The sequence below is a fragment of the Prauserella cavernicola genome (genome assembly GCF_016595675.1).
Lineage (GTDB): Bacteria > Actinomycetota > Actinomycetes > Mycobacteriales > Pseudonocardiaceae > Prauserella_A > Prauserella_A cavernicola.
This window is the reverse complement of the sequence record NZ_JAENJH010000001.1, coordinates 178689-199341: the sequence shown is the minus strand read 5'-3', so window position 1 is coordinate 199341 and position 20653 is coordinate 178689. Positions and strand designations below refer to the sequence as shown.

The window sequence follows — 20653 nt, the reverse complement described above, 5'->3', positions numbered from 1 at the left end:
GTCGCCTCCACGGCGCCGTCCCGCCACCGGCCGCACCGGGGCCACGCGGCCAACATCACAGGGCGGACGGCTCACCCTCGCCGGGACGAGGGATACGGCAGCAACGCCATCTCCCTGGCGTTCTTGATCGCCGTGGCCACCTCGTTCTGCTCCTGCGGGGTCAGGCCCGTGACGCGGCGCGCGCGGATCTTGCCCCGGTCGGAGATGAACTTGCGCAGCAGGTCGACGTCCTTCCAGTCGACGCGCTCCACTCGCTCGGCCCGCAGCAGGTTCCGCTTGCGCTTGAGCGGACGGGCCCGGTCGTACTTCGCCATCGGAATCCTCTCGCCGGTCACCAGCTGGACTTGCTCACGCCGGGCAGCTCACCCCGGTGCGCCATCTCCCGCAGCCGGATCCGGGACAGGCCGAACGCGCGGAAGTAGCCGCGAGGCCTGCCGTCGACGGCATCGCGGTTGCGGATGCGGGTGCGGCTCGCGTCGCGCGGCATCGCCTGCAGTGCCGAGACCGCGGCCGCCTTGTCCTGCGCGGTGACCCGAGGCGAGCGGATCGTGGCCTTGAGCTCAGCCCTGCGCTCGGCGTGGCGGGCGGCGATCACCTTGCGCTGCTCGTTGCGCGCGATCTTGGACTTCTTGGCCATCAGCGCTCCTCCCGGAAGTCGACGTGGCGCCGGGCCACCGGGTCGTACTTGCGCAGCACCATGCGATCGGGGTCGTTGCGCCGGTTTTTCCTCGTCACGTACGTGTAGCCGGTTCCGGCGGTGGAGCGGAGCTTGATGATCGGCCGGACGTCGTTGCGGGCCATGTCAGAGCGTCACCCCCCGCGCGCGCAGCTGCGCCACCACGGCGTCGATGCCGCGCTTGTCGATCGTCTTCATGCCCTTGACCGACACGCGCAGGCGGACCCAGCGGTTCTCGCTCGGCACCCAGTACCTGCGCGTCTGCACGTTGACGTTCCAGCGCCGCGACGTGCGGCGGTGCGAGTGCGAGACCTGTTTGCCGAAGCCCGGTGTCCGTCCGGTGACCTGGCAGATCGCCGACACATGCCCTCCCTGTTGTTATCGAAAATGATTGTCATTTACAGTACAACACGTGACCGACAAGCACCGCGTGCCCCTCGTCCTGATCAGTGGCCTGTCCCCCTCGGCGGGCAGGCACGTCGCGGAGAAGTTCCGCGCCGACCGCGGCACCGCCGTGGTGCACCACGACCTGCGCAACGTCGCGGCCGGGATCGTGCACCGGCGGCTGCAGTTCGGCCCCCGCGACCAGCTGGTGACACTCGAGCTCGACCACGGCTGCGTGTCCTGCACGCTGCGCCACGACCTGCTTCCCTTGCTGCGCAAGCTCTCCGCCACGCCCGGCGTGCGGCGGATCGTCGTGCGCCTCGACGAGGCGATGGAGCCGGAACGGGTCTGCTGGGAGCTGCACCACGTGCTCGTCGGCGACCGGCCCGTCGTCGAGGACGTCGACGTGCGCGCCGTGCTCGCCACCGTGGACCTGGCGACCTGGCTCGCCGACGCCACCGGCGACGACACGCTCGAGGAACGCGGGCTGCGAGGCGCTCCCGACGACGAGCGCACCCTCGCCCAGCTGGCACTGGCCCAGGTGGAGTTCGCCGACGTGCTCGTGCTCGCGGGCAGCCCACCCGACGCGTGGACCGCCGCCAAGACCGGCGCCGTCCTCGAACGCGTCGCACCCTCCGCGCCGCTGCTCGAACTGTCCGCAGTGGACGATTTGACGCTCCTCGACGCCGTGCCCGCCCACGCCCGGCGCGGCGTGCCAGCCGATCCGCACGACGCCCTCGTACACGGAGAACCGCCGCTGCACCCGGACTGCGGCGTCAGCGTGCTGACCTTCACCGCACAGCGCCCGTTCCATCCCGAACGGCTGCACGACGCGATCGACCTCCTGCTCGACGGAGTCGTGCGCACCCGGGGCCGCGCGTGGGTGGCGAGCCAGCCGGACGTGGCGTTCTGGCTGGAGTCGGCCGGCGGTGGTCTCGGCATCGGCCACGCCGGGCCGTGGCTGGACTCCCCCGACGGCCCCGCGTGGGACGAGGTCTCGCCCGAGCGGCGCACGCTCGCGTCCCTGCGCTGGGATCCGGTCTGGGGTGATCGCGCGCAGGAGCTCGTGATCGTGACGCACCAGGCCGATCCCGAGGAGATCGAGCACGCCCTGCGCTCCGCGCTGCTCACCGACGCCGAGCTCGCCGAGGGCAGGCAGGCGTGGGCGCGCTACCCCGACCCGTTCGGCCAGTGGCACTCCGAGCCGTGCGAGGACACCGAACCCGACCCCGGGCGATTCGACGTCAACACCAACTCCGGAAAGGACGACACACCGTGAAACCCGGCATCCACCCCGACTACCATCCCGTGGTCTTCCAGGACTCCGCCACCGGCGACGCGTTTCTGACCCGCTCCACCATCACCTCCGAGCGCACCGTGCGGTGGAGCGACGGCAACACGTACCCGCTCGTGGTCGTCGAGGTCAGCGCGTGGTCGCACCCGTTCTGGACCGGCACCCGCCGGATCATGGACTCCGCGGGCCAGGTCGAGAAGTTCCACCGCCGCTACGGCACGCGGGAGGGCAGGCGCTGATGGCCGTTCCCAAGCGCAAGACCTCGCGCTCCAACACCCGCTCGCGCCGGGCCCGGTGGAAGGCCACGCCACCCGATCTCGTCCCGATCGTCGTCGACGGCGAGCGCATGCTCGTGCCGCGCAACCTCGTCAATCACTTCCAGCGGTTCGGCCGGTGAGCGCCGGATCGGTCGGGGCGGTGTTCAGCGCCGCCCACGACGAGTTCGCCCTGTGGTCGGGCAGGTTGTGGCGCCCGCTCGGCGAGATCCTGACGACGGTGTCGCGACCGGAGCCCGGCGAGCGGGTGCTCGACGCGTGCTGCGGTGCGGGCGCCTCGGCCCTGCCCGCGGCGCGCGCCGTCGGCCCCGCCGGCGTCGTGCACGCAGTGGACCTGGCAGAGCGGCTCGTGGAGCAGGGCGCCCGCGAGGCCGAGGCGCTGGGCCTGGCCCAGGCGCAGTTCACCACCGGTGACGTGCTCGCCCACGACGGCGGGCCCTACGACGTGGTGCAGTCGGCCTACGGCGTGTTCTTCTTCCCCGACCTGGACGAGGGCGCGCGCACGCTGGTCGGGAAACTGCGGCCGGGTGGTCGGTTCGTGGTCAGCAGCTGGCTGGCCGGTGGCATGTCGCGGATCGTGCCCGTGGGCCGGGCGGCCGCGCTGCCGGAACGCCCCGAGCTGGCCGGGCAGGAGGGCAGGCCGAACGCGAGCGAGCGGGTGGACACCGCGGACAAGCTCACCGGGTGGCTGTCCTCGCTCGGGCTGGACGAGGTCACGGTGCGGCAGGTGCGCTACACCCAGCCGCTGCATCCCGACGACGCGTGGACGTTCCTGCTCGGTGCCGCGATGCGCGGCTTCGTGGCGGGGCTCGAACCCGATGCGCTGGAGCGGGTGCGCGTCAGGTTCCTCGATGGTCTGCGCGAGGCCGGGATCGACGAGCTCGACGCGACCTCGCTGATCGGGACCGGTTACCGGCCGGGCGTGTAGAGCAGGCCGAGGAACTCGAGCAACAGGCGTTCCCGCAAGGGGGCGGGCGCCGCGGCGAGCAGCGAGTTGATCGGCGCCATCCGGGTGGGCAGCCCGGTGCCGCCGGTCAGCCCGGCTCCGGCGAGCAGGCCCTCGAACTGCTCGGGGGTCAGCTGGTCCGGGTCGAGCTCGGCGATCAGGCGCTCCAGGTCCTCGCCGACCACGACCGGGCCCGCCTCCCGTGCCGCGGCGACCGAGGCGGCGAGGTCGGCGAGGAACTCCGGCTCGCTGCCCCGGTTGGCGGCGGTGATGGTCAGGTGCAGGTTCACCGGCGACGGGCCGTGGGCGAACTGCGGCTGGACGTACCAGCCGCGGGCCGTCATCTCGTCGGCGACGGTGAACAGGTCGAACGCCCGCCCGGTGTCGCGCGCGAGCGCCAGCAGCGTCGAGTCCGGCGAGCCGAGCACACGCAGGCCCTCGATCTCGTACACCCCCGCGCGGATCTCGGCGACGGCGGCGAGCGTGTCGCGCGCGAGGCGTTCGTAGCCCTCGTCGCCGACGTGACGCAGCACCGCCCACGCCGCGGCGAGCGGGCCACCGGAGCGCGTGGACTGCAGCGTGGTGTTGAGCATCGTGTAGCCGGGCCAGTCCGCGCTCGCGAAGTAGTGGCCCCGGCGCAGGCTCGCGTCGGCGTGCAGCAGCACGGACACGCCCTTGGGGCAGTAGGCGTACTTGTGCAGGTCCACCGAGATGCTGGTGACGCCGTCGACGGCGAAGTCGAACGGCGGCACCTCGGCGCCGAGTCGGCGCAGGTACGGCAGCACCCAGCCGCCGATGCACGCGTCCACGTGCATGCGGACTCCCCTGGCCGAGGCCGCCGCGGCGATCTCGGCGACCGGGTCCACCACGCCGTGGGCGTAGGACGGGGCGCTCGCCACCACGAGCACGGTGTCGTCGCCGATCGCCGCGCCCATCGCGGCGGGATCGGCACGGAAGGTCTCCGGATCCACCGGCACGTCCACCGTGCGGACGCCGAACAGGTGCGCGGCCTTGTGGAACGCGGCGTGCGCGGTGGTGGGCAGGACCATGGTGGGCGCGGCGACGTCCCACCGGCCCTCGCGCGCGGCGAGCACCGCCAGCAGGCACGACTCGGTCCCGCCCGAGGTCACCGACCCCACGGTGTCGGCGGTGCCGCCGAGCAGCCGCGCCGTGGCGGCCACGAGGTCGTTCTCCAGGCGCAGCAGGCTCGGGAACGCGGTGGGATCGAGCCCGTTGGCCGACGACGCGAGCGCGTGGGCCCGCGCGCCGAGGTCGCCGAGCCCCGCGATCCCGCTGTCGTAGACGTAGGCGAGCGTGCGCCCGCCGTGGGTCGGCAGGTCCGCCTCACGCAGGGCCGCCAGTTCGGCGAGCACGTCCCACCCGCTCACGACGCCGACTCCGCGCCCCGGCGGCGGTCGGTGTCGAGCACGCTGCGCCGCAGCAACGGGATACCGAGCAGGATGAGCACCGCGGGCAGGGCGGAGAAGCCGAAGGTGATCGCGGTGACCGCGCTGTCCGGCTGCGCGGCCGAGGAGTCCACACTGGACAGATAACCGCCGGAGGCCAGCACGAGCCCGAACAGGCCGGGCCCGAGTGCGAGCCCGAGCGTCTCCGCCGCCGTCCATACTCCCGCCGTCACCCCGGCCCGCGTGGCGCCGGTGCGCTCCTCCTCGGCCGAGATGAGGTCGGGCAGGATCGCGAGCGGGAACACCTGGATGCCCGCGTAGCCGACGCCCGCGAGCGCGACGAACACGAACACCACGGCCGTGGGCAGCGTCTGCGCGAACACCAGGCCCAGCAACGCGACGGCGAACGCGACCGTGGCGACCCGGAAGCCGAGCAGCTTGCCACCGGAGCGGCCCAGCCGGTCCCACAGCGGCATCACGAGCAGTGCCGGGCCCACGAAACCCGCGAACAACATCGACTGCAGCCCGGGGTCGCCGAGCACGTAGCGGGCCACGTAACTCACTCCGGCCAGCAGGGTCGCCACGCCCAGCGACTGGACGAAGTAGACGCCCAGCAGCCAGCGGAACGGCTTCCACACCCGCATTGTGGCGAACAGCTCGCGCCACGTCGGGCTCGGCCGCAGCAGCTTGCCCGCCGGCGCGTTCTTCGTCCCGAAGTAGACCGCGAGCGTGCCCGCGACGATGAGCACGCCGACGAACACGCCCATCACGCGGTAGCCGTCGATCCCGCCGATCGAACTCGCGATCGCGGGCGCCACGGCACCCGACACGAGGATCGCCAGCGCCAGCACCCCGATGCGCCACGTCGTGATCCTGGTGCGCTCGTGGTAGCCCTCGGTCAGCTCTGCGGGCAGCGCGTTGAACGGCACCTGGAAGAAGGCGAACGCCGTGGCGCACACGAAGAACATCAGCACCACGTAGGCGGAGTCCAGGCCCACGTTAGAGAATCCGGGGTGAGCGAACAGAGCCGCGAAGAACACCGCCAGCACCAGTCCGCCGATCAACAGCCCGCGCCGCCGGTGGCCCCGCTTCGCGAGCCCGGCGTCGGAGATGCGGCCCGCGACGGGGTTGAACAGCACGTCCCACGCCTTGGGCAGGAGCACGATCGCACCCGCGGCCGCCGCGGGCACCGCCATCGTGTCGGTCAGGTACGGCAGCAACAGCAGTCCGGGCACCGTGCCGAACGCGCCGGTGACGAACGAGCCGAGCGAGTACCCGAGACGGGTCCGCGTCCCCAGGGCCGACATGGTCCTCCTCGCCAGCGGGTCAGGTGGGGGAATCGTTCCACTCCTGGGTGAACGCCGGTGAGGCGGGCCGGTTCAGGACAGCACGTCGGCCACCCGGCGCAACGTCCTCGCGTCGCCGCGCACCAGCAGGGTCGTCACCACGGACTCCTCCCATTCGGCCAGCTCGTCGCGGATCTTCGCGGGCGGGCCGATCAGCGCCGTGTCCTCCACGAGCCGCGTCGGGATCGCCGCGGTCGCCTCGTCCTTGCGGCCGGCGAGGTAGAGGTCCTGGACCTTGTCGGCCACGTCCCCGTATCCCATGCGCGCGAAGACGTCGTGGTGGAAGTTCACCGACTTCGCGCCCATGCCGCCGATGTAGAGCGCGAGGGCGGGTTTGATGGCCTGCGCCGCCACTTCGACGTCGTCGTGCACGATCACTGGCACCGACGCGGCCACCTCGAACTCACTGGCCGGTTCCGCGCGCCGGGCGAAGCCCTCGTCCAGCGCCGCGCGGTAGAACTCGTTGGTACGCGGGGAGAAGAACAGTGGCAGCCAGCCGTCGCAGATCTCGGCCGACAGCGCGACGTTCTTCGGGCCCTCCGCAGCGAGGTAGATCGGGATGTGCGTGCGCAGTGGGTGCACGGTGGCCTTGAGCGGCTTGCCGAGCCCGGTGCCGCCGTCCAGTGGCAACTGGTACTGCCTGCCGTCGTGGGTCACGGGCGCCTCGCGGGCGACGACCTTGCGCACGATGTCGACGTACTCGCGCGTGCGGGCCAGCGGCCGGGGGTACGGCTGGCCGTACCAGCCCTCCACCACCTGCGGGCCGGACGCCCCGAGGCCGAGCACGAACCGGCCACCGCTGAGGTGGTCGAGCGTCATCGCCGCCATCGCGGTGGCGGTGGGCGTGCGCGCCGACATCTGCACGATGTTGGTACCGAGCGTGACCCGCGAGGTCGACGCTCCCCACCACGCGAGCGGGGTGAGCGCGTCGGAGCCGTAGCCCTCGGCCGTCCACACCGAGTCGAAACCCAGGTCCTCCGCCGTGCGGATCGCTTCCAGCGCGCCCTCCGGCGGTCCCGAGGACCAGTAACCGATGTGGTAGCCCAGTTTCACGTCGTCTCCTTCGACAGTCAGGCCGGCGAATAGTGCGTCGGCGAGTCGCGTTCCTCGACAGGCGGTAGGTTACGCGCCGGTGTCTCCACCAGCGGCGTGCCGGCGGGGTCCTTGCCGAGCGCGCGCCGCCAGCCCGCGCGGGCCCTCGGGTGGTAGCGGCGTTCGAACGGCACCAGCGAGAACACCGCGTTGATCGCCTTGCCCGCCAGCCGGTGCAGCCGTTCGTCGCGGGCGCTCCACCGGTAGCCGAGCAGGTCGCGCACGGGCTCGTCGTACAGGCCGACGGTGAGCCACACGAAGCCGCGCGTCACCGGGATCCGGACCACGCGCCACAGCGGATCCGGCAGCCACGACACCGCCGCGGGCTTGGCGATCGCCTTGATGTCGAGCACGTCGCGGGTGGCCTTGTTGTCCTCCAGCACCTCGCGGCACATGCGGTCCCAGTACTCGCCGAACTCCTCCCACGTCTTCGGGACCGGGCGCATGGACATGTCGTACATCCGGTACCAGCGCACGTGCTCGTCGAACAGCGTGCGCTTCTGCCGCTCGGTGAGCCCGCCCATGAAGTTCTCGGCGATCAGCAGGGTGCTGACGAAGAACGTGGCGTGGGCCCAGTAGAACGTGTCCGGGTTCAGCGCGTGGTAGCGGCGGCCGTGTTTGTCGACGCCCTTGATCGTGTCGTGGTAGCCGCGGACCTTCAGCGCGGTCTCCTGCGCGCGGTCGCCGTCGTAGATCACGCCGCCGATCGGGTACAGCGACCGGAAGAGCCGCTCCCAGCGTTCGGCGAAGAACCGCGAGTGCTCCTCCACGCCCGCACCGAGTTCGGGATGCATGTTCTGCATGGATCCCGCCCACAGCGCGATGAGCAGCCCGCGCCAGTCGCCGAAATAACGCCAGGTCAACGAGTCGGGTCCCAGTGGCTCGGGCCGCGTCATGTTCCACCCCCAAAGTGACTACATATGTTGTCAGGTTAGGATTGACAACACACGTAGTCAATTGAGGGACGTCGCGATGACCGTCGAGGGCCGCACCTGGGCCGGGACCACGCTGACCGATCGCAGGGCAACCCGGCACCGGCAGCTGCTCGACGCGGGGCTCGACCTGCTGGGCGCCGAGGGCAGCGGCGCGGTGAGCGTGCGGGCGGTGTGCCGCCGGGCCAGGCTCACCGAGCGCTACTTCTACGAGAACTTCGGCGACCGCGACGAGTTCATCCTCGCCGTCTACGAGAGCGTCGTCGCCGAGGCGCACCTGGCGCTCGTCGACGCCGTCGGCACCGCCGCGTCCGACACGGCGACCAGGGCCGAGGCCGCCGTCACCGCGTTCGTCTCGCTCATCATCGACGACCCCCGCAAGGGCCACGTCCTGCTGCTGGCCCCGCTCGCCGATCCCGCCCTCACCCGGCGCGGGGTCGAACGGATCCCGATGTTCGCCGAGCTCGTCCGCGACCAGCTCTCCGCCACGGTCGACGAGGGCGACCGCGCGATGACCGCGACCGCCCTCGTCGGCGGGCTCGCCAACCTCTTCACCGCCTACCTCGGCGGTGGTCTGGACGTCAGCCGCGAGCGCCTGGTCGCGCACTGCGTGCGCCTGGTGCTCGGAGCCGACGCCCTGCACAGCTGATCACGCGTTCTCTTCGGCCAGCTGCAACGCGATGTCGATGATCATGTCCTCCTGGCCGCCGACGAAACGCCGCTCCCCCACCCGGTACAGGATCTCGTGGGCGGGAACCCCGTAGCGCTGCGCGGCGCGCTCGGCGTGCAGCAGGAAGCTGGAGTACACCCCGGCGAAGCCTTGCACGATCGACGAGCGGTCCATCACCGGCAGCCGCGTGATGTAGGGCTTCACCACGGTCTCGGCGGCGTTCATGAGCACGTCCTTGTCGACGCCCGTCTCGATGCCGAGCCGCTCGAACGAGGCCGCGAGCACCTCGGTCGGCGAGTTGCCCGCCCCCGCGCCCAGCGCCGCCAGCGAGCCGTCGATCTGCCGGGCACCCGCACGGTAGGCGAGCACCGAGTTGGCCACGCCGAAGCTCAGGTTCTGGTGGCCGTGGTAGCCGACCTGCGCCTGGTCGCCGACCTCGGCCACCAGTGCGGCGACGCGGTCGGAGGCGTCCTCCAGGATCAGCGCGCCCGCCGAGTCCACCACGTACACGCACTCACAGCCCGCGTCGACCATGATCCTGGCCTGCTTCGCGAGCGCCTCCGGCTCGGACATGTGCGCCAGCATCAGAAAGCCCACGGTCTCCAGGCCGAGGTCGCGCGCCGCCGTGAAATGCTGGATGGAGACGTCGGCCTCGGTGCAGTGCGTCGCGATGCGCACGGCGCCCGCACCCAGGTCGGCCGCGGCCTTGAGATCGGTGACCGTGCCCAGCCCCGGCAGCAGCAGCACGGCGATCGTCGCGCGCGTCGCCTCGTCCACGGCCGCGGCGATGAGCTCCCGTTCGTCGACGCGCGAGAAGCCGTAGTTGAACGTCGAGCCGCCGAGCCCGTCGCCGTGGGTCACCTCGATCAGCGAGATGCCCGCGTCGTCGAGCGCGCGCACGGTGTCGCGCACCTGCCGCTCGGTGAACTGGTGAGCCATCGCGTGGCTGCCGTCGCGCAGGGTGGTGTCGACCAGCCGGACCCGCTCGCTCATGCCCGCACCGCCCTGTTCTCGATGACCCGGCCGGCGAGCAGCTCGCCCACCTGCGCGGCCGCGGCCGTCATGATGTCGAGGTTGCCCGCGTAGGTCGGCAGGTAGTCGCCGTTGCCCGCCACCTCGAGGAACACCGCGACCCTCGCCCTGCCGTTCCAGTCAGGGCGAGGGTCGTCGAACTGTGGGTCGGCCTTGAGCGTGTAGCCGGGCACGTAGGTCTGGACCGTGCGGACCGTGCGGTGGATCGACTCGCTGATCGCGTCGCGGTCGGCGTCGGGGTCGATCGCGCAGAACACCGTGTCGCGCATGATCATCGGCGGGTCCATCGGGTTGATGATGATGATCGCCTTGCCCTTGGCCGCGCCGCCGACCTGTTCCAGACCATGCGCGGTGGTCTCGGTGAACTCGTCGATGTTGGCGCGCGTGCCGGGGCCCGCGGAGCGCGACGAGACCGAGGCGACGATCTCGGCGTAGGGAACCGGAGTGACCGACGAGACCGCGTGCACGATCGGGATCGTGGCCTGGCCACCGCAGGTGATCATGTTGAGGTTGGTCGCGTCGAGCTGCTCTGGCAGGTTCACGACGGGGCACGTGAACGGGCCGACCGCGGCGGGCGTCAGGTCGATCGCCTGGATGCCGGCCTCGGCGTAGCGCGGCGCGCTGGCGAGATGGGCCTTCGCCGACGTCGCCTCGAAGACCAGGTCGGGCAGCTCGTCCTGGGCGAGCAACCAGTCGACGCCGCCCGACGAGGCGCGCACGCCCTGTGCCTCGGCGCGGGTGAGACCGTCGGAGTCCGGGTCGATGCCGACCATGTACCGCACGTCGATCCGCTCGCTGCGGCGCAGCTTCGCGAGCAGGTCGGTGCCGATGTTGCCGGGGCCGACGATCGCGGCCACCGCTCTGGCTTCGCTCATGGCCTGGGACGCTCCTCCACGGCATGAGGGATTATCAATGTATGTGTCCCGCTGACCGGAACGCCGCCATCGCCTCCGATTCCTCCGACGCCTCCACCGCCGCACGCCTCGCGGCGCTGCTCACCGCGTTCGCCCCCGGCGACGACGCGCTCGGCGTGTCCGAACTGGCGCGCAGGACGGGCCTGCCCAAGTCGAGCGTCCACCGGCTCACAGGGCACCTCGTGACGACCGGACTGCTCGAACGCCAGGGCTCCGGCGTGCGGCTCGCGCTGAAACTGTTCGAGATCGGGCAGCTCGCGGTGCGGCAGCGCGGGCTGGTGGACGCGGCGCGACCGTACCTGGAGGACCTGCGGGAGGCCACGCGCAACACCGTGCACCTCGCGGTGCTGGAGGGCACCGAGGTGGTCTACCTCGACATCCTGCGCGGCCCCGACGCGCCCGCCCTGCCCTCGCGGGTGGGCGGCCGGTTCCCGGCGCACGCGACGGCCGTGGGCAAGGCGATACTGGCGTTCTCCCCGGAGTCCACTGTGGACTCGGTGCTGGGGGCGGGGCTGGCTCGGGTGAGTGAGCGGACCGTGTCAGGGCCGGGGATCCTGCGCAGGCAGCTCGCCCGGGTCCGCGAGGAGGGGCTCGCCTACGACCGCGAGGAGTCCGGCGCCGGGGTGGTGTGCGTGGCGAGCCCGCTGCGGGGCGCCGACGGCGCGGCACGCGCCGCGATCTCGCTGTCGGGCTGGACGAGCCGCCTGCGACCCGACCGGGTCGCCCCGGCGGTCCGCACGGCGGCCCTGGCCCTCTCCCGCACCCTCCCGTAACCCCCAGGCCGCCGCGCGCCGCCCACCCGACCCGCGAGTCCCCCGCTCCTGTGCGCGAGTCCCCCGCTCCAGACCGCGAGTCCCCCGCTCCCGTGTGCGAGTTCCCCTTTCTGGCACGCGAATTCGCTGCTCTCGCCGACGGGTTCCGCGGCTCGGGGCGATCGGCGCGGCCCCCTGAGCCGCTGTCTCGAGCCCGATGGCTGGCTCCCGCCCGCGGTGGAGGATCCGCAGCGGGCCGACAACGGCACAACTGGGCATCCGGTCACAGCATGAACGCGCGTGAGCCGGGTGGGTGCTGGCGGCAGCGCGAGCGCACCGCGCGGGCCGGAGCGCACAACTCGCGGGTCTGAGCGCACAACTGCGGGCCTGAGTGCACGACTGCGGGCCTGAGTGCACGACTAGCGAGGCTTGGCTCACGACTCGCGTCCCCACCGCACTACTCGGCGTCCAGAACGCATGACTCGCGCACCCGAGTGCATGACTCGCGCGCCCGAGCGGGCAACTCGCGCGCCCGAGCGGGCAACTCGCGCGCCCGAGCGGGGAATGCGCGCCTGGGCGGGCAACTCACGCACCCCGAGCGGGCAACTCACGCACCCGAGCGGGGGACTCGCGCGCCTGGGCGGGGGACTCGCGGGTTAGGCGGCGCCTACCGCGTGTTCGAAGGCCAGTTGCGAGAGGGCGGCGAAGCCGTAGCCGCGGCGGCCCGCCGCCTCGGCGTCGAAGTCCTCGAACGCGGAGCGGTCGGCCTTGAGGTCCGCGGGCGTCTCGCCCGGCGCGAGCGTGGACGTCGCCAGCTCTGGCACGCGCGACGCCGCCAGCGCCTCCCGCACCCGCGGGTCGGCACGGTAGGCGCGCGCCCGCTCGCGCAGGAGCAGGTAGCTGCTCATGTTCGCGGCCGCGCTCGCCCAGACACCGTCGGCGTCCTCGGTCCGCAGCGGCTTGTAGTCGAAGTGCCGGGGACCGTCGTAGCCACCGTTCTCGAGCAGGTCCACGAGGAAGAACGCCGACAGCAGGTCGCCGTGGCCGAAGATCAGGTCCTGGTCGTAGCGCGGCCCGCGCTGGCCGTTGAGGTCGATGTGGAACAGCTTGTCCTGCCACAGCGCCTGCCCGATGCCGTGCACGAAGTTCAGCCCGGCCATCTGCTCGTGCCCCACCTCAGGGTTGAGCCCCACCATCTCGTGGTGCTCCAGCTGCGAGATGAACGCCAGCGCGTGGCCGATCGTGGGCAGGAAGATGTCGCCGCGCGGCTCGTTCGGCTTGGGCTCGAGGGCCAGCCGCAGGCCGTAGCCCTGGTCGAGGACGTACTGCGCGAGCGTGTCGATGCCCTCGCGGTAGCGGTCGTACGCCGCGCGCACGTCCTTCGCCGCATCGGTCTCGGAGCCTTCCCGGCCGCCCCACAGCACATAGGTCGAGGCGCCCAGTTCGGCGGCGAGGTCCATGTTGCGCATCACCTTGCGCAATGCGTACCGACGGATGTCGCGGTCGTTGTTGGTGAGCGCGCCGTCCTTGAACACCGGCTGACCGAACAGGTTCGTGGTCACCATCGGCACCACGAGCCCGGTGTCGTCGAGGGCGGCGCGGAACCGCTTGATCTGCGCCTCGCGCGCGGAGTCGCTACTGCCGAACGGGATCAGGTCGTCGTCGTGGAAGGTGATGCCCCACGCGCCGAGCTCCGAGAGTTTGTGCACGGCCTCCACCGGGTCGAGCGGACCCCGCGTGGCGCCGCCGAACGGGTCGACGGCCTGCCAGCCGACCGTCCAGAGCCCGAAGCTGAACTTGTCCTCGCGAACCGGTCGCACGACCACGTTGTCCTCCAGAGCAGCCCAATAGTTTGGCGACTGAACTTATCGAGCACGAACGTGACGGGTCAAGACTTTCGTTCACCGGCTGAACTATTATGATCGGCTGGTGATCCACCCCCGGCCCGCAGGTCAGCACACCGTCCGCAGGCACAACTGCGCCCTCGTGCTCGGCGCCATCGCCGAGTCATCCGGGCTGTCCCGCGCCGGCGTCGCCGCGAGCACCGGGCTGACCAAGGCCACCGTCTCCACGCTCGTCGATCGACTCGCCGCGGCCTCGCTCGTACGAGACGAGGGGCCGCAGCGCCGCGACGGACCCGGCCGGCGCGGCACCTCGCTATCGCTGAATCCGGACGGGCCGCACGGGCTGGGCGTCGAGATCGCCGTCGACCACGTGGCGACGTGCCTGGTGGACCTCACCGGCCAGGTCCGGTGGTCCCGGGTCTCCCCCGCCGCCAACCGCGCCCAGTCCCCCGGCCGCGTGCTCGGACGCGTGGCGAAGGCCGTCGCGGCCGCGCTGGCCGAGGCGGCGCGGCGCGGCGTCGTGGTGGGCGGCGCCGGGGTGGCCGTGCCCGGGCTCGTGGAGGCCTCGACCGGGCTGCTGCGCCGCGCGCCGAACCTCGGCTGGCAGGACGTGGACGTGCCTGCCGAACTGCGCGCGCGGGCCGGGCTCGAGTCGGTGGAGGTGCTGGTCGGCAACGAGGCCAATCTCGCCGCGTACGCCGAACTGCAGGCCGGTGGACACGACGGCGTCCGCGACTTCGTGCACGTCTCCGGCGAGATCGGCATTGGCGCGGGCCTGGTGCTCGGCGGCGAACTCTACGACGGCACCCGAGGCTTCGGCGGCGAACTCGGGCACTTCCCCGTGAGCTCGCGCGGGCCGGAGTGCTCGTGCGGCGCGCGCGGCTGCCTGGAGCGGCTGGCGGCGCAGGAGGCGATCCTCGAGCGCGCCGCGGCACCGGATCTTCCGTCGCTGCTGGGCGCGCTGGAGTCGGGCGAGCGCAAGGCCGTCGCGGCGGTGCGTGCGGCGGCTCGCCCGCTCGGCACGGCGCTGTCGAGCGTGCTCAACCTCCTCGACGTGCCCGCCGTGGTGCTCGGCGGCACCTACGCCCGGCTGCACCCGTGGCTGGCCGAACCGCTGCGGGAGGAGCTCACGCGCCGCGTGCTCGGCGCGCCGTGGTCGCCCATTGACGTCCTGTGCTCGCCGCTGGGCACCGAGGCCGCCGTGCGCGGTGCGGCCGCGTCGGCCGTGCGCACGATCGTCGCCGACCCCGACACGTTCATCGCCGCGAGCGGGCGTGCTTAGCTGAGCGCATGCCGAGCGACGACCTCATCGACTTCTGGCGGGAACGCCACCTGGGCACCCTGACCACCCTGCGCGCGGACGGCAGCCCGCACGTCGTGCCCGTCTGCGTGACCGTGGACGAGACGCTGGAGATCGCCAGGGTCACGTGCTCGCGCGGCAGCGTGAAGGCGCGCAACGTCCGCAGGGCGGCGCAGGAGGGTGCCCGCGCGGCGGTCACCCAGGTCGACGGCAGGCGCTGGTCGACGCTCGAGGGGCTGGCCGTGGTCCGCGACGACGCCGAGTCGGTGCGGGACGCCGAGGAGCGTTTCGAGGTGCGCTACCAGCGGCCGCCGCGCGTCAACCCGCAGCGGGTGGTCATCGAGATCGCGATCGACCGGGTGCTCGGCCTGCGCTGAGCCCCCGGAGGCCCGGCCGAACCTCAGCCGAACATCGCCCGCCACTGCTCCAGGGAGCTGGCCCTGAACACGAAGTTCTCGCGCCGCACGTCCGACAACGGCGCCGACGGCGCGGCCGCGTAGAAATGCCCCGGGTAGACCACCGGGTCGCCCGCGAGCCCCGCGAGCTGCTGCAGGCTGCGGAACATGGCGTCGTTGTCGCCGCCGGGGAAGTCGGTGCGCCCGCAGCCCTCGAGGAACAGCGTGTCGCCCGCGACGAGCCGGTCGCCCACGAGAAAGCACTGGCTGCCCGGCGTGTGGCCGGGGGTGTGCAGCAGGCGGATGCCGACGGCGCCCACCTCGAGCAGGTCGTCGTGGTCGTGTGTCACCAGGTCGGTGTCGGAGACTCCGGTGGTGCGCCGCACCCACTCCGACTCGGCGCCACTGACGTGCACCGGAACCTGCTGGCGGGCGAGCAGCTCGGCCAGCCCCGGCAGCGAGAAGCCCATCAGGTCTCCGCCGACGTGGTCGGGATGGTGGTGGGTGGCGAGCACGCCGGTGAGCCGCATGTCATCGGCGGCGAGCGTGGCGAGCAGGTCGTCGACCGCGTACGCGGGGTCGACCACCACCGCCTCGCCGGTCTCGCGGTCGCCGATCAGGTAGGAGAAATTGCGCATCTGGGTGGCGATCGGGTCGCCCACGGCGAAGTCGTGGCCCGCGAGCAGCTGCCGGAAGTAGAGGCGGTCGGACATGCGCCGATCGTAGACGGCTTACAGTGACGCCCACGATGGACGCGACGCGACGCTGGCGAGAGCAGCTCGAGGCCTGGCGGATTCCCCAACCCATTATGGACGCCGCCGAGGACTCGCCGTGGGTGCTGCCTCGGCACGTGTTCTCGCGGCGCGCGGACGTGCTCGTCGCGGAGCCGGAGGGCGAGTCGTTCCCCGCGGCGTGGTCGGCGCTCGACCCGCCCGGCTCGGTGCTCGACGTCGGCGCCGCCGCCGGTGCCGCGAGCCTGCCGCTCGCGGCGCGCGCCAGGCACATCACCGCCGTCGACGGCGACGAGACGTTGCTGGCCGAGTTCGCCAACCGGGCCGCCGCGCTCGGCGTGCCCGCCCTGCGGGTCGCGGGCACGTGGCCCGACGTCGCGGGCGAGGTCGAGCCCGCCGACGTCGTGGTGTGCCACCACGTGCTCTACAACGTGCCCGACGTCGTCCCGTTCGTCACCGCGCTCACCGGCCACGCGCGCAGGCTCGTGGTGGTGGAACTGGCCGACGTGCACCCGCTCACCTCGCTCAACCCGCTGTGGCTGCGTTTCCACGGCATGGTGCGGCCCGAGGGGCCCACCGCCGAGGACGCCGTCGCGGTGCTGCGCGAACTCGGCATCGAGCCGCGGATCCGGCGGTGGCGGCGGGAGCGTTCGGCGTCGTCCGGCCACCCCGACTTCGCCACGCTCACCGACATCACGCGGCGACGGCTGTGCCTGCCGAGGGCGCGCGCCGGCGAGGTCGCGGACGCACTGCGCGAGGCGAACGCGACGGCCGAACAGGATCTCGGGTCCTCCGGCGACGACATCGTCACCCTGACGTGGAATCCTTGACGGGGCACGGCTGAATCCGCCGCGGCGGATGCGACAATCCCTGCACCCGAACCCGAGCGAAGGGAGCGCGCCCGTGGTGCGCGCGGCACTCGCCATCCTGATCGCGGTCGCCCTGCTGGCGACCGGTTCGGCGAGCGCGGCCTTCGCGCCGCCACAGCGGCGTCAGGCAGTGGCACCGCCGAAGCGCGCCCCGCAGCAACCGCACGAGATCCGGATCATGGTGTCGGGTCCCGACGACACGCTCATGCGCGTCGCGCGCGGTGGCGCGAAAACGCAGGTGGCGTTGCGCGGCGAGCCCTTCGAGCACGCGTTCACCGAACCCGCGGGCGGCAACGGGCACCTCGGCATCACCGTCGCGGCGGCCAGCGCCGAGCCGAAGGGCAGGGCGGTGACGTGCGAGATCCGCGTGGACGGCGCCGTGGTGTCGCGGGTGACGGCGAAGGACAAGGACGCCAGCGGGTTCGCGCAAGTCCTGTGCACCATCCCGACACCCGTCTAGCAGACTGCACGGCATGAGCGGAACGGTTGTCGTCCTCGGCGGACGCAGTGAGATCGGCCTGGCGGTGGCGACGAGGCTCGCGACACGGGGCGCGCGCCACGTCGTGCTCGCGGCGCGGCGCAGCGGAGACCTCGACGCCGAGGAGCAGGCGGTGCGGGACGCGGGCGCCACGACGGTGACCCGGGTCGAGTTCGACGCCGACGACGTCTCCCGGCACGGCGAGGTACTCGGTGACCTCGTGACCGCGCACGGACCCGTGGACACGGTGGTGACGGCGTTCGGCATCCTCGGCGACCAGGCGCGCGCCGAGCAGGACCCCGAGCACGCGCTGGCGATCGTGCACACCGACTACACCGCGCACGTGAGCGTGCTGACCCACGTGGCGAACCTGCTGCGCCGTCAGGGCAGCGGTGAGCTCGTGGTGTTCTCCTCCGTCGCCGGCATCCGGGTGCGGCGTGCCAACTACGTGTACGGCTCGGCCAAGGCGGGGCTCGACGGGTTCGCCTCCGGGCTCGCCGACGCACTGCACGGCAGCGGCGTGCGGCTGCTGCTCGTGCGTCCGGGGTTCGTGGTCGGGCGGATGACCGAGGGCATGTCGCCCGCGCCGTTCTCGTCGACGCCGGACCAGGTCGCCGACGCGACGGTCGCCGCCCTGCGCAAGGGCCGCGGTGTGGTGTGGGTGCCCGGGATCCTGCGGGCCGCCTTCGCGGTCATGCGCCTGCTCCCGCGCCCGATCTGGCGTCGTCTGCCGCGCTGACCGGCGTGCCGAGCGCTCGGCGCAGCGCCGGGGCGACCCCGGCCGGGTCGGTGAGCACGGCCGCGACGTGGGCGTCGGGACGCACCACCCACACCTCGCCGGGCCGGGCGTCGAGCGCCTCGCCGAGCGCACCGGTGTGGTCGAGCGCGGCGAGATCGAGCACCCGCACGGGCGCGCACGGCTCCGTGGCGGCCGCCGTCACCGCGGCGGTGTCCACACCCGCGGTGGTCAGGACCAGCACACCCGAGCTCACCAGCTCGCGGAACCGCCGCGCGTCCGCGGCGCGGACCGGTGCGTCAGGCACGAGGACGCCCGGCCCCGGCCGGGGCAGCGTCCCGCGAGGTGGCCTGCCCGCGAACGGCCGGGCGGCACACGGGGTGGTCAGCGGAGAGTCCACGTACCAGAACGGCTCCGAGAGCCGGCCGGAGTCCACGTCGGACCAGGCGGCCCGGTCGGTGACCGCCCGGTCGAGCACCGCGCGTCTGCGGACGTGCTCGGCGTCGGTGCCGGGCACGAGGAACCGCATGGTGGCGCCGGTGACGTCGAGGTTCTCCAGCGCCGCCGCGTGCCGTTCAACGTGGTAGGACTCGAGCAGCGACTCGGGCGCCCACCCACGCAGCACGAACGCCAGCTTCCACGCGGCGTTCTCCGCGTCGGCGACACCCGAGTTCAGCCCGCGCGCCCCGAACGGCGACAGCAGGTGCGCGCAGTCGCCCGCGAGCAGCACCCGGCCCCGGCGCAGCCGGTCGGCGACCCGCGACTGGAACCGGTACACCGACCGGAGACCAGGTCGAAGTCCCGTTCACCGATGATCGCTCTGATCCTGCGTTCGAGGGCGCCGCCGGCCTCCTCGGCGCCGAGGTCGTAGTCGCCGGGCACCTGCCAGTCGATGCGGAACGTCGAGCCGGGGCACGGGTGGATCAGTACCTGCCTGCCCGGATTCCACTGTGGATCGAAGTAGAACCGGCGCTCGGTGCGCCAGTCCGGCAGGTCGGTGCGGATGTCGCAGATGAGAAAGCGGTCGGCGAAGGACGTCCCGGCGAACGAGACGCCGAGCAGACTTCTGATCGCGTCACCGCGTGCCCCGGCACAGGCCAGCACGTAGGACGCCCGCAATGCCTCATCGCCGCACCGCACGTCGACGCCGCGCTCGTCCTGCGCCAGCCCGGTGACCTCGTGGGACCAGCGCACGTCGATCAGCGGCTGCGCCGCGACGCACTCGTCGAGGATCTGCTCGGTGCGGGCCTGCGAGAGGTTCACGAACGGTGGGAAGCGGGACCGGCCGTGGTCGGGCAGCGTGTAGGCGAATAGCTCCGCGTCGCGGTAGAACGTGCGCGCCGTGGTCCACGTGACGCCCTCGGCGGCGATGCGCGCTCCCGCGCCCACCGTCTCCCACACGTCCAGCACGTCGCGTTGCTGGCAGATCGCCCGTGACCCCGCCCGGTCACGGCGCGCCCTGCGGTCCAGCAGCAGCACCGGGATTCCCCACCGCGCCAGCAGCAGGGCCGCCGTCTGACCGACCGGCCCGTTCCCGACGACCGCGACCGGGTCCATCGCCTCAGCCCTGCAGCTGGTCCCAGACCTCGCGGTCGCGGGCGGCGGTCCAGATGACGGGGCGCTCGATACCGGAGAGCTCGTCCCACAGGCGCGAGACGTCGAAGGGCAGGCAGTGTTCGAAGATCGGCCAGCGCCCGTAACGGCCGCGCAGCGCGGCGTGCGTGCGCTCGAACGCGTCCTTGAGGGTGCCACCCCGGGCGTGCACGGCGCCGACCTCGTCGATCATCACCCGCAGGAAGTGCCGGGTCTGCTCGATCGCCTCCTCCACGGCCTCGCGGCCGCGGCTGACCGCGCCACGTCCGCCCACCAGCGCGTCGGCGCCGAAGGCCCGCACCCGGTCGAGCGTGCCCTCCGCCCACTCGCGGTGGAACGCGTCGCCGGTGTAGAGCGCGGCCTGGGCCTCCACGAGGTCACCCGCGAACAGGATCCGATGCCTCGGCAGCCACGCCACGATGTCGCCCTCGGTGTGCCCGCGCCCGCAGTACTGCAGCACCAGGTCCCCGCGATCGCCGCCGAGGTCGATGGTCAGCCGGTCGGAGAACGTCAGCGTGGGCCACGTGAGCCCGGGCACGGAGTCGGCCTGCTTGGCGAGCCGGGGCATGCGGCCGAACTCGCTCTCCCAGTCCTGCTTACCGCGCTCGGCCACGAGCGCCCGGGTGTTCTCGTGCGCGACGATCACGTCGGCGTCGAACGCGGAGGCCCCCAGCACGCGCACGGCGTGGTAGTGCGACAGCACGAGATAGCGAACGGGTTTGCCGGTGTGCTCGCGCAGCGTCGCGAGCCAGTCCCTCGCGGCGACGGGGGTGGCGAGCGCCTCGAAGCACACGAGGAAGTCCTCGCCCTCGATCGCTCCGACATTGGGGTCGCCCTCGGCCGTGAGCGCGTACACGCCGTCGGCCAGTACCTCGAGAGTCTGCTCCTTCTCCCCCAGGTCCGCCGACGACGCGAATGCCTTCCGGGACACGGAGCCTCCTTGATCAAAGCTTTGACTATCGGCTCGTCGGCGAGCGTAGCGCCGATC

At 72.4% G+C, this 20653-nt stretch carries 24 protein-coding genes and 1 pseudogene; 11 read left to right on the top strand and 14 right to left on the bottom strand.

From position 1 onward, the window contains the following. Positions 1–71: 71 nt before the first annotated feature. From rpsR to rpmB, 4 genes are read right to left on the bottom strand one after another with little or no spacing between them, the layout of a single operon-like run. On the bottom strand, positions 72–314 hold the full coding sequence (rpsR, locus tag JHE00_RS00935; protein WP_200313763.1) for a 30S ribosomal protein S18: 243 nt from the start codon (positions 312–314) through the stop codon (positions 72–74). Between the two features lie 17 nt (positions 315–331). Then, complete coding sequence (rpsN, locus tag JHE00_RS00930; RefSeq protein WP_200313761.1) at positions 332–637, bottom strand: 30S ribosomal protein S14; 306 nt, start codon at positions 635–637, stop codon at positions 332–334. Further along, positions 637–801: a 50S ribosomal protein L33 gene (gene rpmG / locus JHE00_RS00925; RefSeq protein ID WP_200313759.1), complete on the bottom strand. Its 165-nt coding sequence runs from the start codon at positions 799–801 to the stop codon at positions 637–639. The genes rpsN and rpmG overlap by 1 nt, the downstream gene beginning before the upstream one ends. A 1-nt stretch (position 802) precedes the next feature. After that, positions 803–1039 (bottom strand): 50S ribosomal protein L28, encoded by a 237-nt coding sequence (gene rpmB, locus JHE00_RS00920; RefSeq protein ID WP_200313757.1) that lies wholly within the window; start codon positions 1037–1039, stop codon positions 803–805. Between the two features lie 49 nt (positions 1040–1088). Here rpmB and mrf point away from each other — a divergent pair, with 49 nt between their 5' ends. Genes mrf through JHE00_RS00900 form a run of 4 tightly spaced genes read left to right on the top strand, consistent with a single transcriptional unit; the run spans position 1089 to position 3557 of the window. Further along, entirely contained in the window at positions 1089–2339 is a 1251-nt protein-coding gene (gene mrf, locus JHE00_RS00915) for a ribosome hibernation factor-recruiting GTPase MRF (RefSeq protein WP_200313755.1), read from the top strand. Further along, on the top strand, positions 2336–2593 hold the full coding sequence (locus tag JHE00_RS00910) for a type B 50S ribosomal protein L31 (protein ID WP_200313753.1): 258 nt from the start codon (positions 2336–2338) through the stop codon (positions 2591–2593). Before mrf ends, JHE00_RS00910 begins: the two co-directional genes overlap by 4 nt. Further along, complete coding sequence (gene rpmF / locus JHE00_RS00905; protein WP_200313751.1) at positions 2593–2751, top strand: 50S ribosomal protein L32; 159 nt, start codon at positions 2593–2595, stop codon at positions 2749–2751. The genes JHE00_RS00910 and rpmF overlap by 1 nt, the downstream gene beginning before the upstream one ends. Continuing rightward, positions 2748–3557 carry a class I SAM-dependent methyltransferase gene (locus tag JHE00_RS00900; protein WP_200313749.1) on the top strand — a complete coding sequence of 270 codons (810 nt, stop codon included), beginning with the start codon at positions 2748–2750 and terminating at the stop codon, positions 3555–3557. Before rpmF ends, JHE00_RS00900 begins: the two co-directional genes overlap by 4 nt. Here JHE00_RS00900 and JHE00_RS00895 read toward each other — a convergent pair. The 4 genes from JHE00_RS00895 to JHE00_RS00880 form a co-directional block, all read right to left on the bottom strand. Beyond that, positions 3539–4963: a pyridoxal phosphate-dependent decarboxylase family protein gene (locus JHE00_RS00895; protein ID WP_200313747.1), complete on the bottom strand. Its 1425-nt coding sequence runs from the start codon at positions 4961–4963 to the stop codon at positions 3539–3541. The genes JHE00_RS00900 and JHE00_RS00895 overlap by 19 nt on opposite strands. Further along, positions 4960–6288 carry an MFS transporter gene (locus JHE00_RS00890; RefSeq protein WP_200313745.1) on the bottom strand — a complete coding sequence of 443 codons (1329 nt, stop codon included), beginning with the start codon at positions 6286–6288 and terminating at the stop codon, positions 4960–4962. Before JHE00_RS00890 ends, JHE00_RS00895 begins: the two co-directional genes overlap by 4 nt. Before the next feature lie 72 nt (positions 6289–6360). Next, positions 6361–7380, bottom strand: a complete 1020-nt coding sequence (locus tag JHE00_RS00885; protein ID WP_200313743.1) for an LLM class F420-dependent oxidoreductase — start codon at positions 7378–7380, stop codon at positions 6361–6363. Between the two features lie 17 nt (positions 7381–7397). Further along, positions 7398–8315: an oxygenase MpaB family protein gene (locus JHE00_RS00880; protein ID WP_200313741.1), complete on the bottom strand. Its 918-nt coding sequence runs from the start codon at positions 8313–8315 to the stop codon at positions 7398–7400. Between the two features lie 76 nt (positions 8316–8391). Between JHE00_RS00880 and JHE00_RS00875 the strand changes: the two genes are divergently transcribed. Beyond that, positions 8392–9000, top strand: coding sequence for a TetR/AcrR family transcriptional regulator (locus JHE00_RS00875; protein WP_200313739.1), 609 nt, complete (start codon positions 8392–8394; stop codon positions 8998–9000). On the opposite strand, the gene dmpG is transcribed toward JHE00_RS00875, so the two are convergent. Next, entirely contained in the window at positions 9001–10014 is a 1014-nt protein-coding gene (gene dmpG, locus JHE00_RS00870) for a 4-hydroxy-2-oxovalerate aldolase (RefSeq protein WP_200313737.1), read from the bottom strand. Next, a complete protein-coding gene (locus JHE00_RS00865) occupies positions 10011–10928 on the bottom strand; it encodes an acetaldehyde dehydrogenase (acetylating) (RefSeq protein WP_200313735.1) in 918 nt (305 codons plus the stop codon). Before JHE00_RS00865 ends, dmpG begins: the two co-directional genes overlap by 4 nt. A gap of 41 nt (positions 10929–10969) precedes the next feature. Here JHE00_RS00865 and JHE00_RS00860 point away from each other — a divergent pair, with 41 nt between their 5' ends. Continuing rightward, positions 10970–11740, top strand: a complete 771-nt coding sequence (locus JHE00_RS00860) for an IclR family transcriptional regulator (RefSeq protein WP_200313733.1) — start codon at positions 10970–10972, stop codon at positions 11738–11740. 635 nt (positions 11741–12375) lie between these two features. On the opposite strand, the gene xylA is transcribed toward JHE00_RS00860, so the two are convergent. Further along, complete coding sequence (xylA, locus tag JHE00_RS00855; RefSeq protein ID WP_200313731.1) at positions 12376–13545, bottom strand: xylose isomerase; 1170 nt, start codon at positions 13543–13545, stop codon at positions 12376–12378. A 103-nt stretch (positions 13546–13648) separates the two neighbouring features. Between xylA and JHE00_RS00850 the strand changes: the two genes are divergently transcribed. Beyond that, positions 13649–14845, top strand: a complete 1197-nt coding sequence (locus JHE00_RS00850) for an ROK family transcriptional regulator (RefSeq protein WP_200313728.1) — start codon at positions 13649–13651, stop codon at positions 14843–14845. Between the two features lie 8 nt (positions 14846–14853). Beyond that, positions 14854–15240 carry a TIGR03618 family F420-dependent PPOX class oxidoreductase gene (locus JHE00_RS00845; RefSeq protein ID WP_200313726.1) on the top strand — a complete coding sequence of 129 codons (387 nt, stop codon included), beginning with the start codon at positions 14854–14856 and terminating at the stop codon, positions 15238–15240. 23 nt (positions 15241–15263) lie between these two features. Here the strand turns inward: JHE00_RS00845 and JHE00_RS00840 are convergent, their stop codons facing one another. Then, positions 15264–15971 (bottom strand): MBL fold metallo-hydrolase, encoded by a 708-nt coding sequence (locus JHE00_RS00840; RefSeq protein ID WP_200313725.1) that lies wholly within the window; start codon positions 15969–15971, stop codon positions 15264–15266. A 35-nt stretch (positions 15972–16006) separates the two neighbouring features. Here JHE00_RS00840 and JHE00_RS00835 point away from each other — a divergent pair, with 35 nt between their 5' ends. The 3 genes from JHE00_RS00835 (at position 16007) to dprE2 (ending at position 18075) form a co-directional block, all read left to right on the top strand. Then, on the top strand, positions 16007–16819 hold the full coding sequence (locus tag JHE00_RS00835) for a class I SAM-dependent methyltransferase (protein WP_200313723.1): 813 nt from the start codon (positions 16007–16009) through the stop codon (positions 16817–16819). A 73-nt stretch (positions 16820–16892) separates the two neighbouring features. Then, entirely contained in the window at positions 16893–17318 is a 426-nt protein-coding gene (locus tag JHE00_RS00830) for a hypothetical protein (protein ID WP_200313721.1), read from the top strand. Positions 17319–17331: 13 nt separating this feature from the next. Next, complete coding sequence (dprE2, locus tag JHE00_RS00825; RefSeq protein ID WP_200313718.1) at positions 17332–18075, top strand: decaprenylphospho-beta-D-erythro-pentofuranosid-2-ulose 2-reductase; 744 nt, start codon at positions 17332–17334, stop codon at positions 18073–18075. Here dprE2 and JHE00_RS00820 read toward each other — a convergent pair. Then, a pseudogene (locus JHE00_RS00820) lies at positions 18029–19629 on the bottom strand (FAD-dependent monooxygenase). The gene dprE2 and the pseudogene JHE00_RS00820 overlap by 47 nt on opposite strands. Positions 19630–19633: 4 nt before the next feature. After that, entirely contained in the window at positions 19634–20596 is a 963-nt protein-coding gene (locus JHE00_RS00815) for an MBL fold metallo-hydrolase (protein WP_200313715.1), read from the bottom strand. Between the last annotated feature and the right edge of the window lie 57 nt (positions 20597–20653).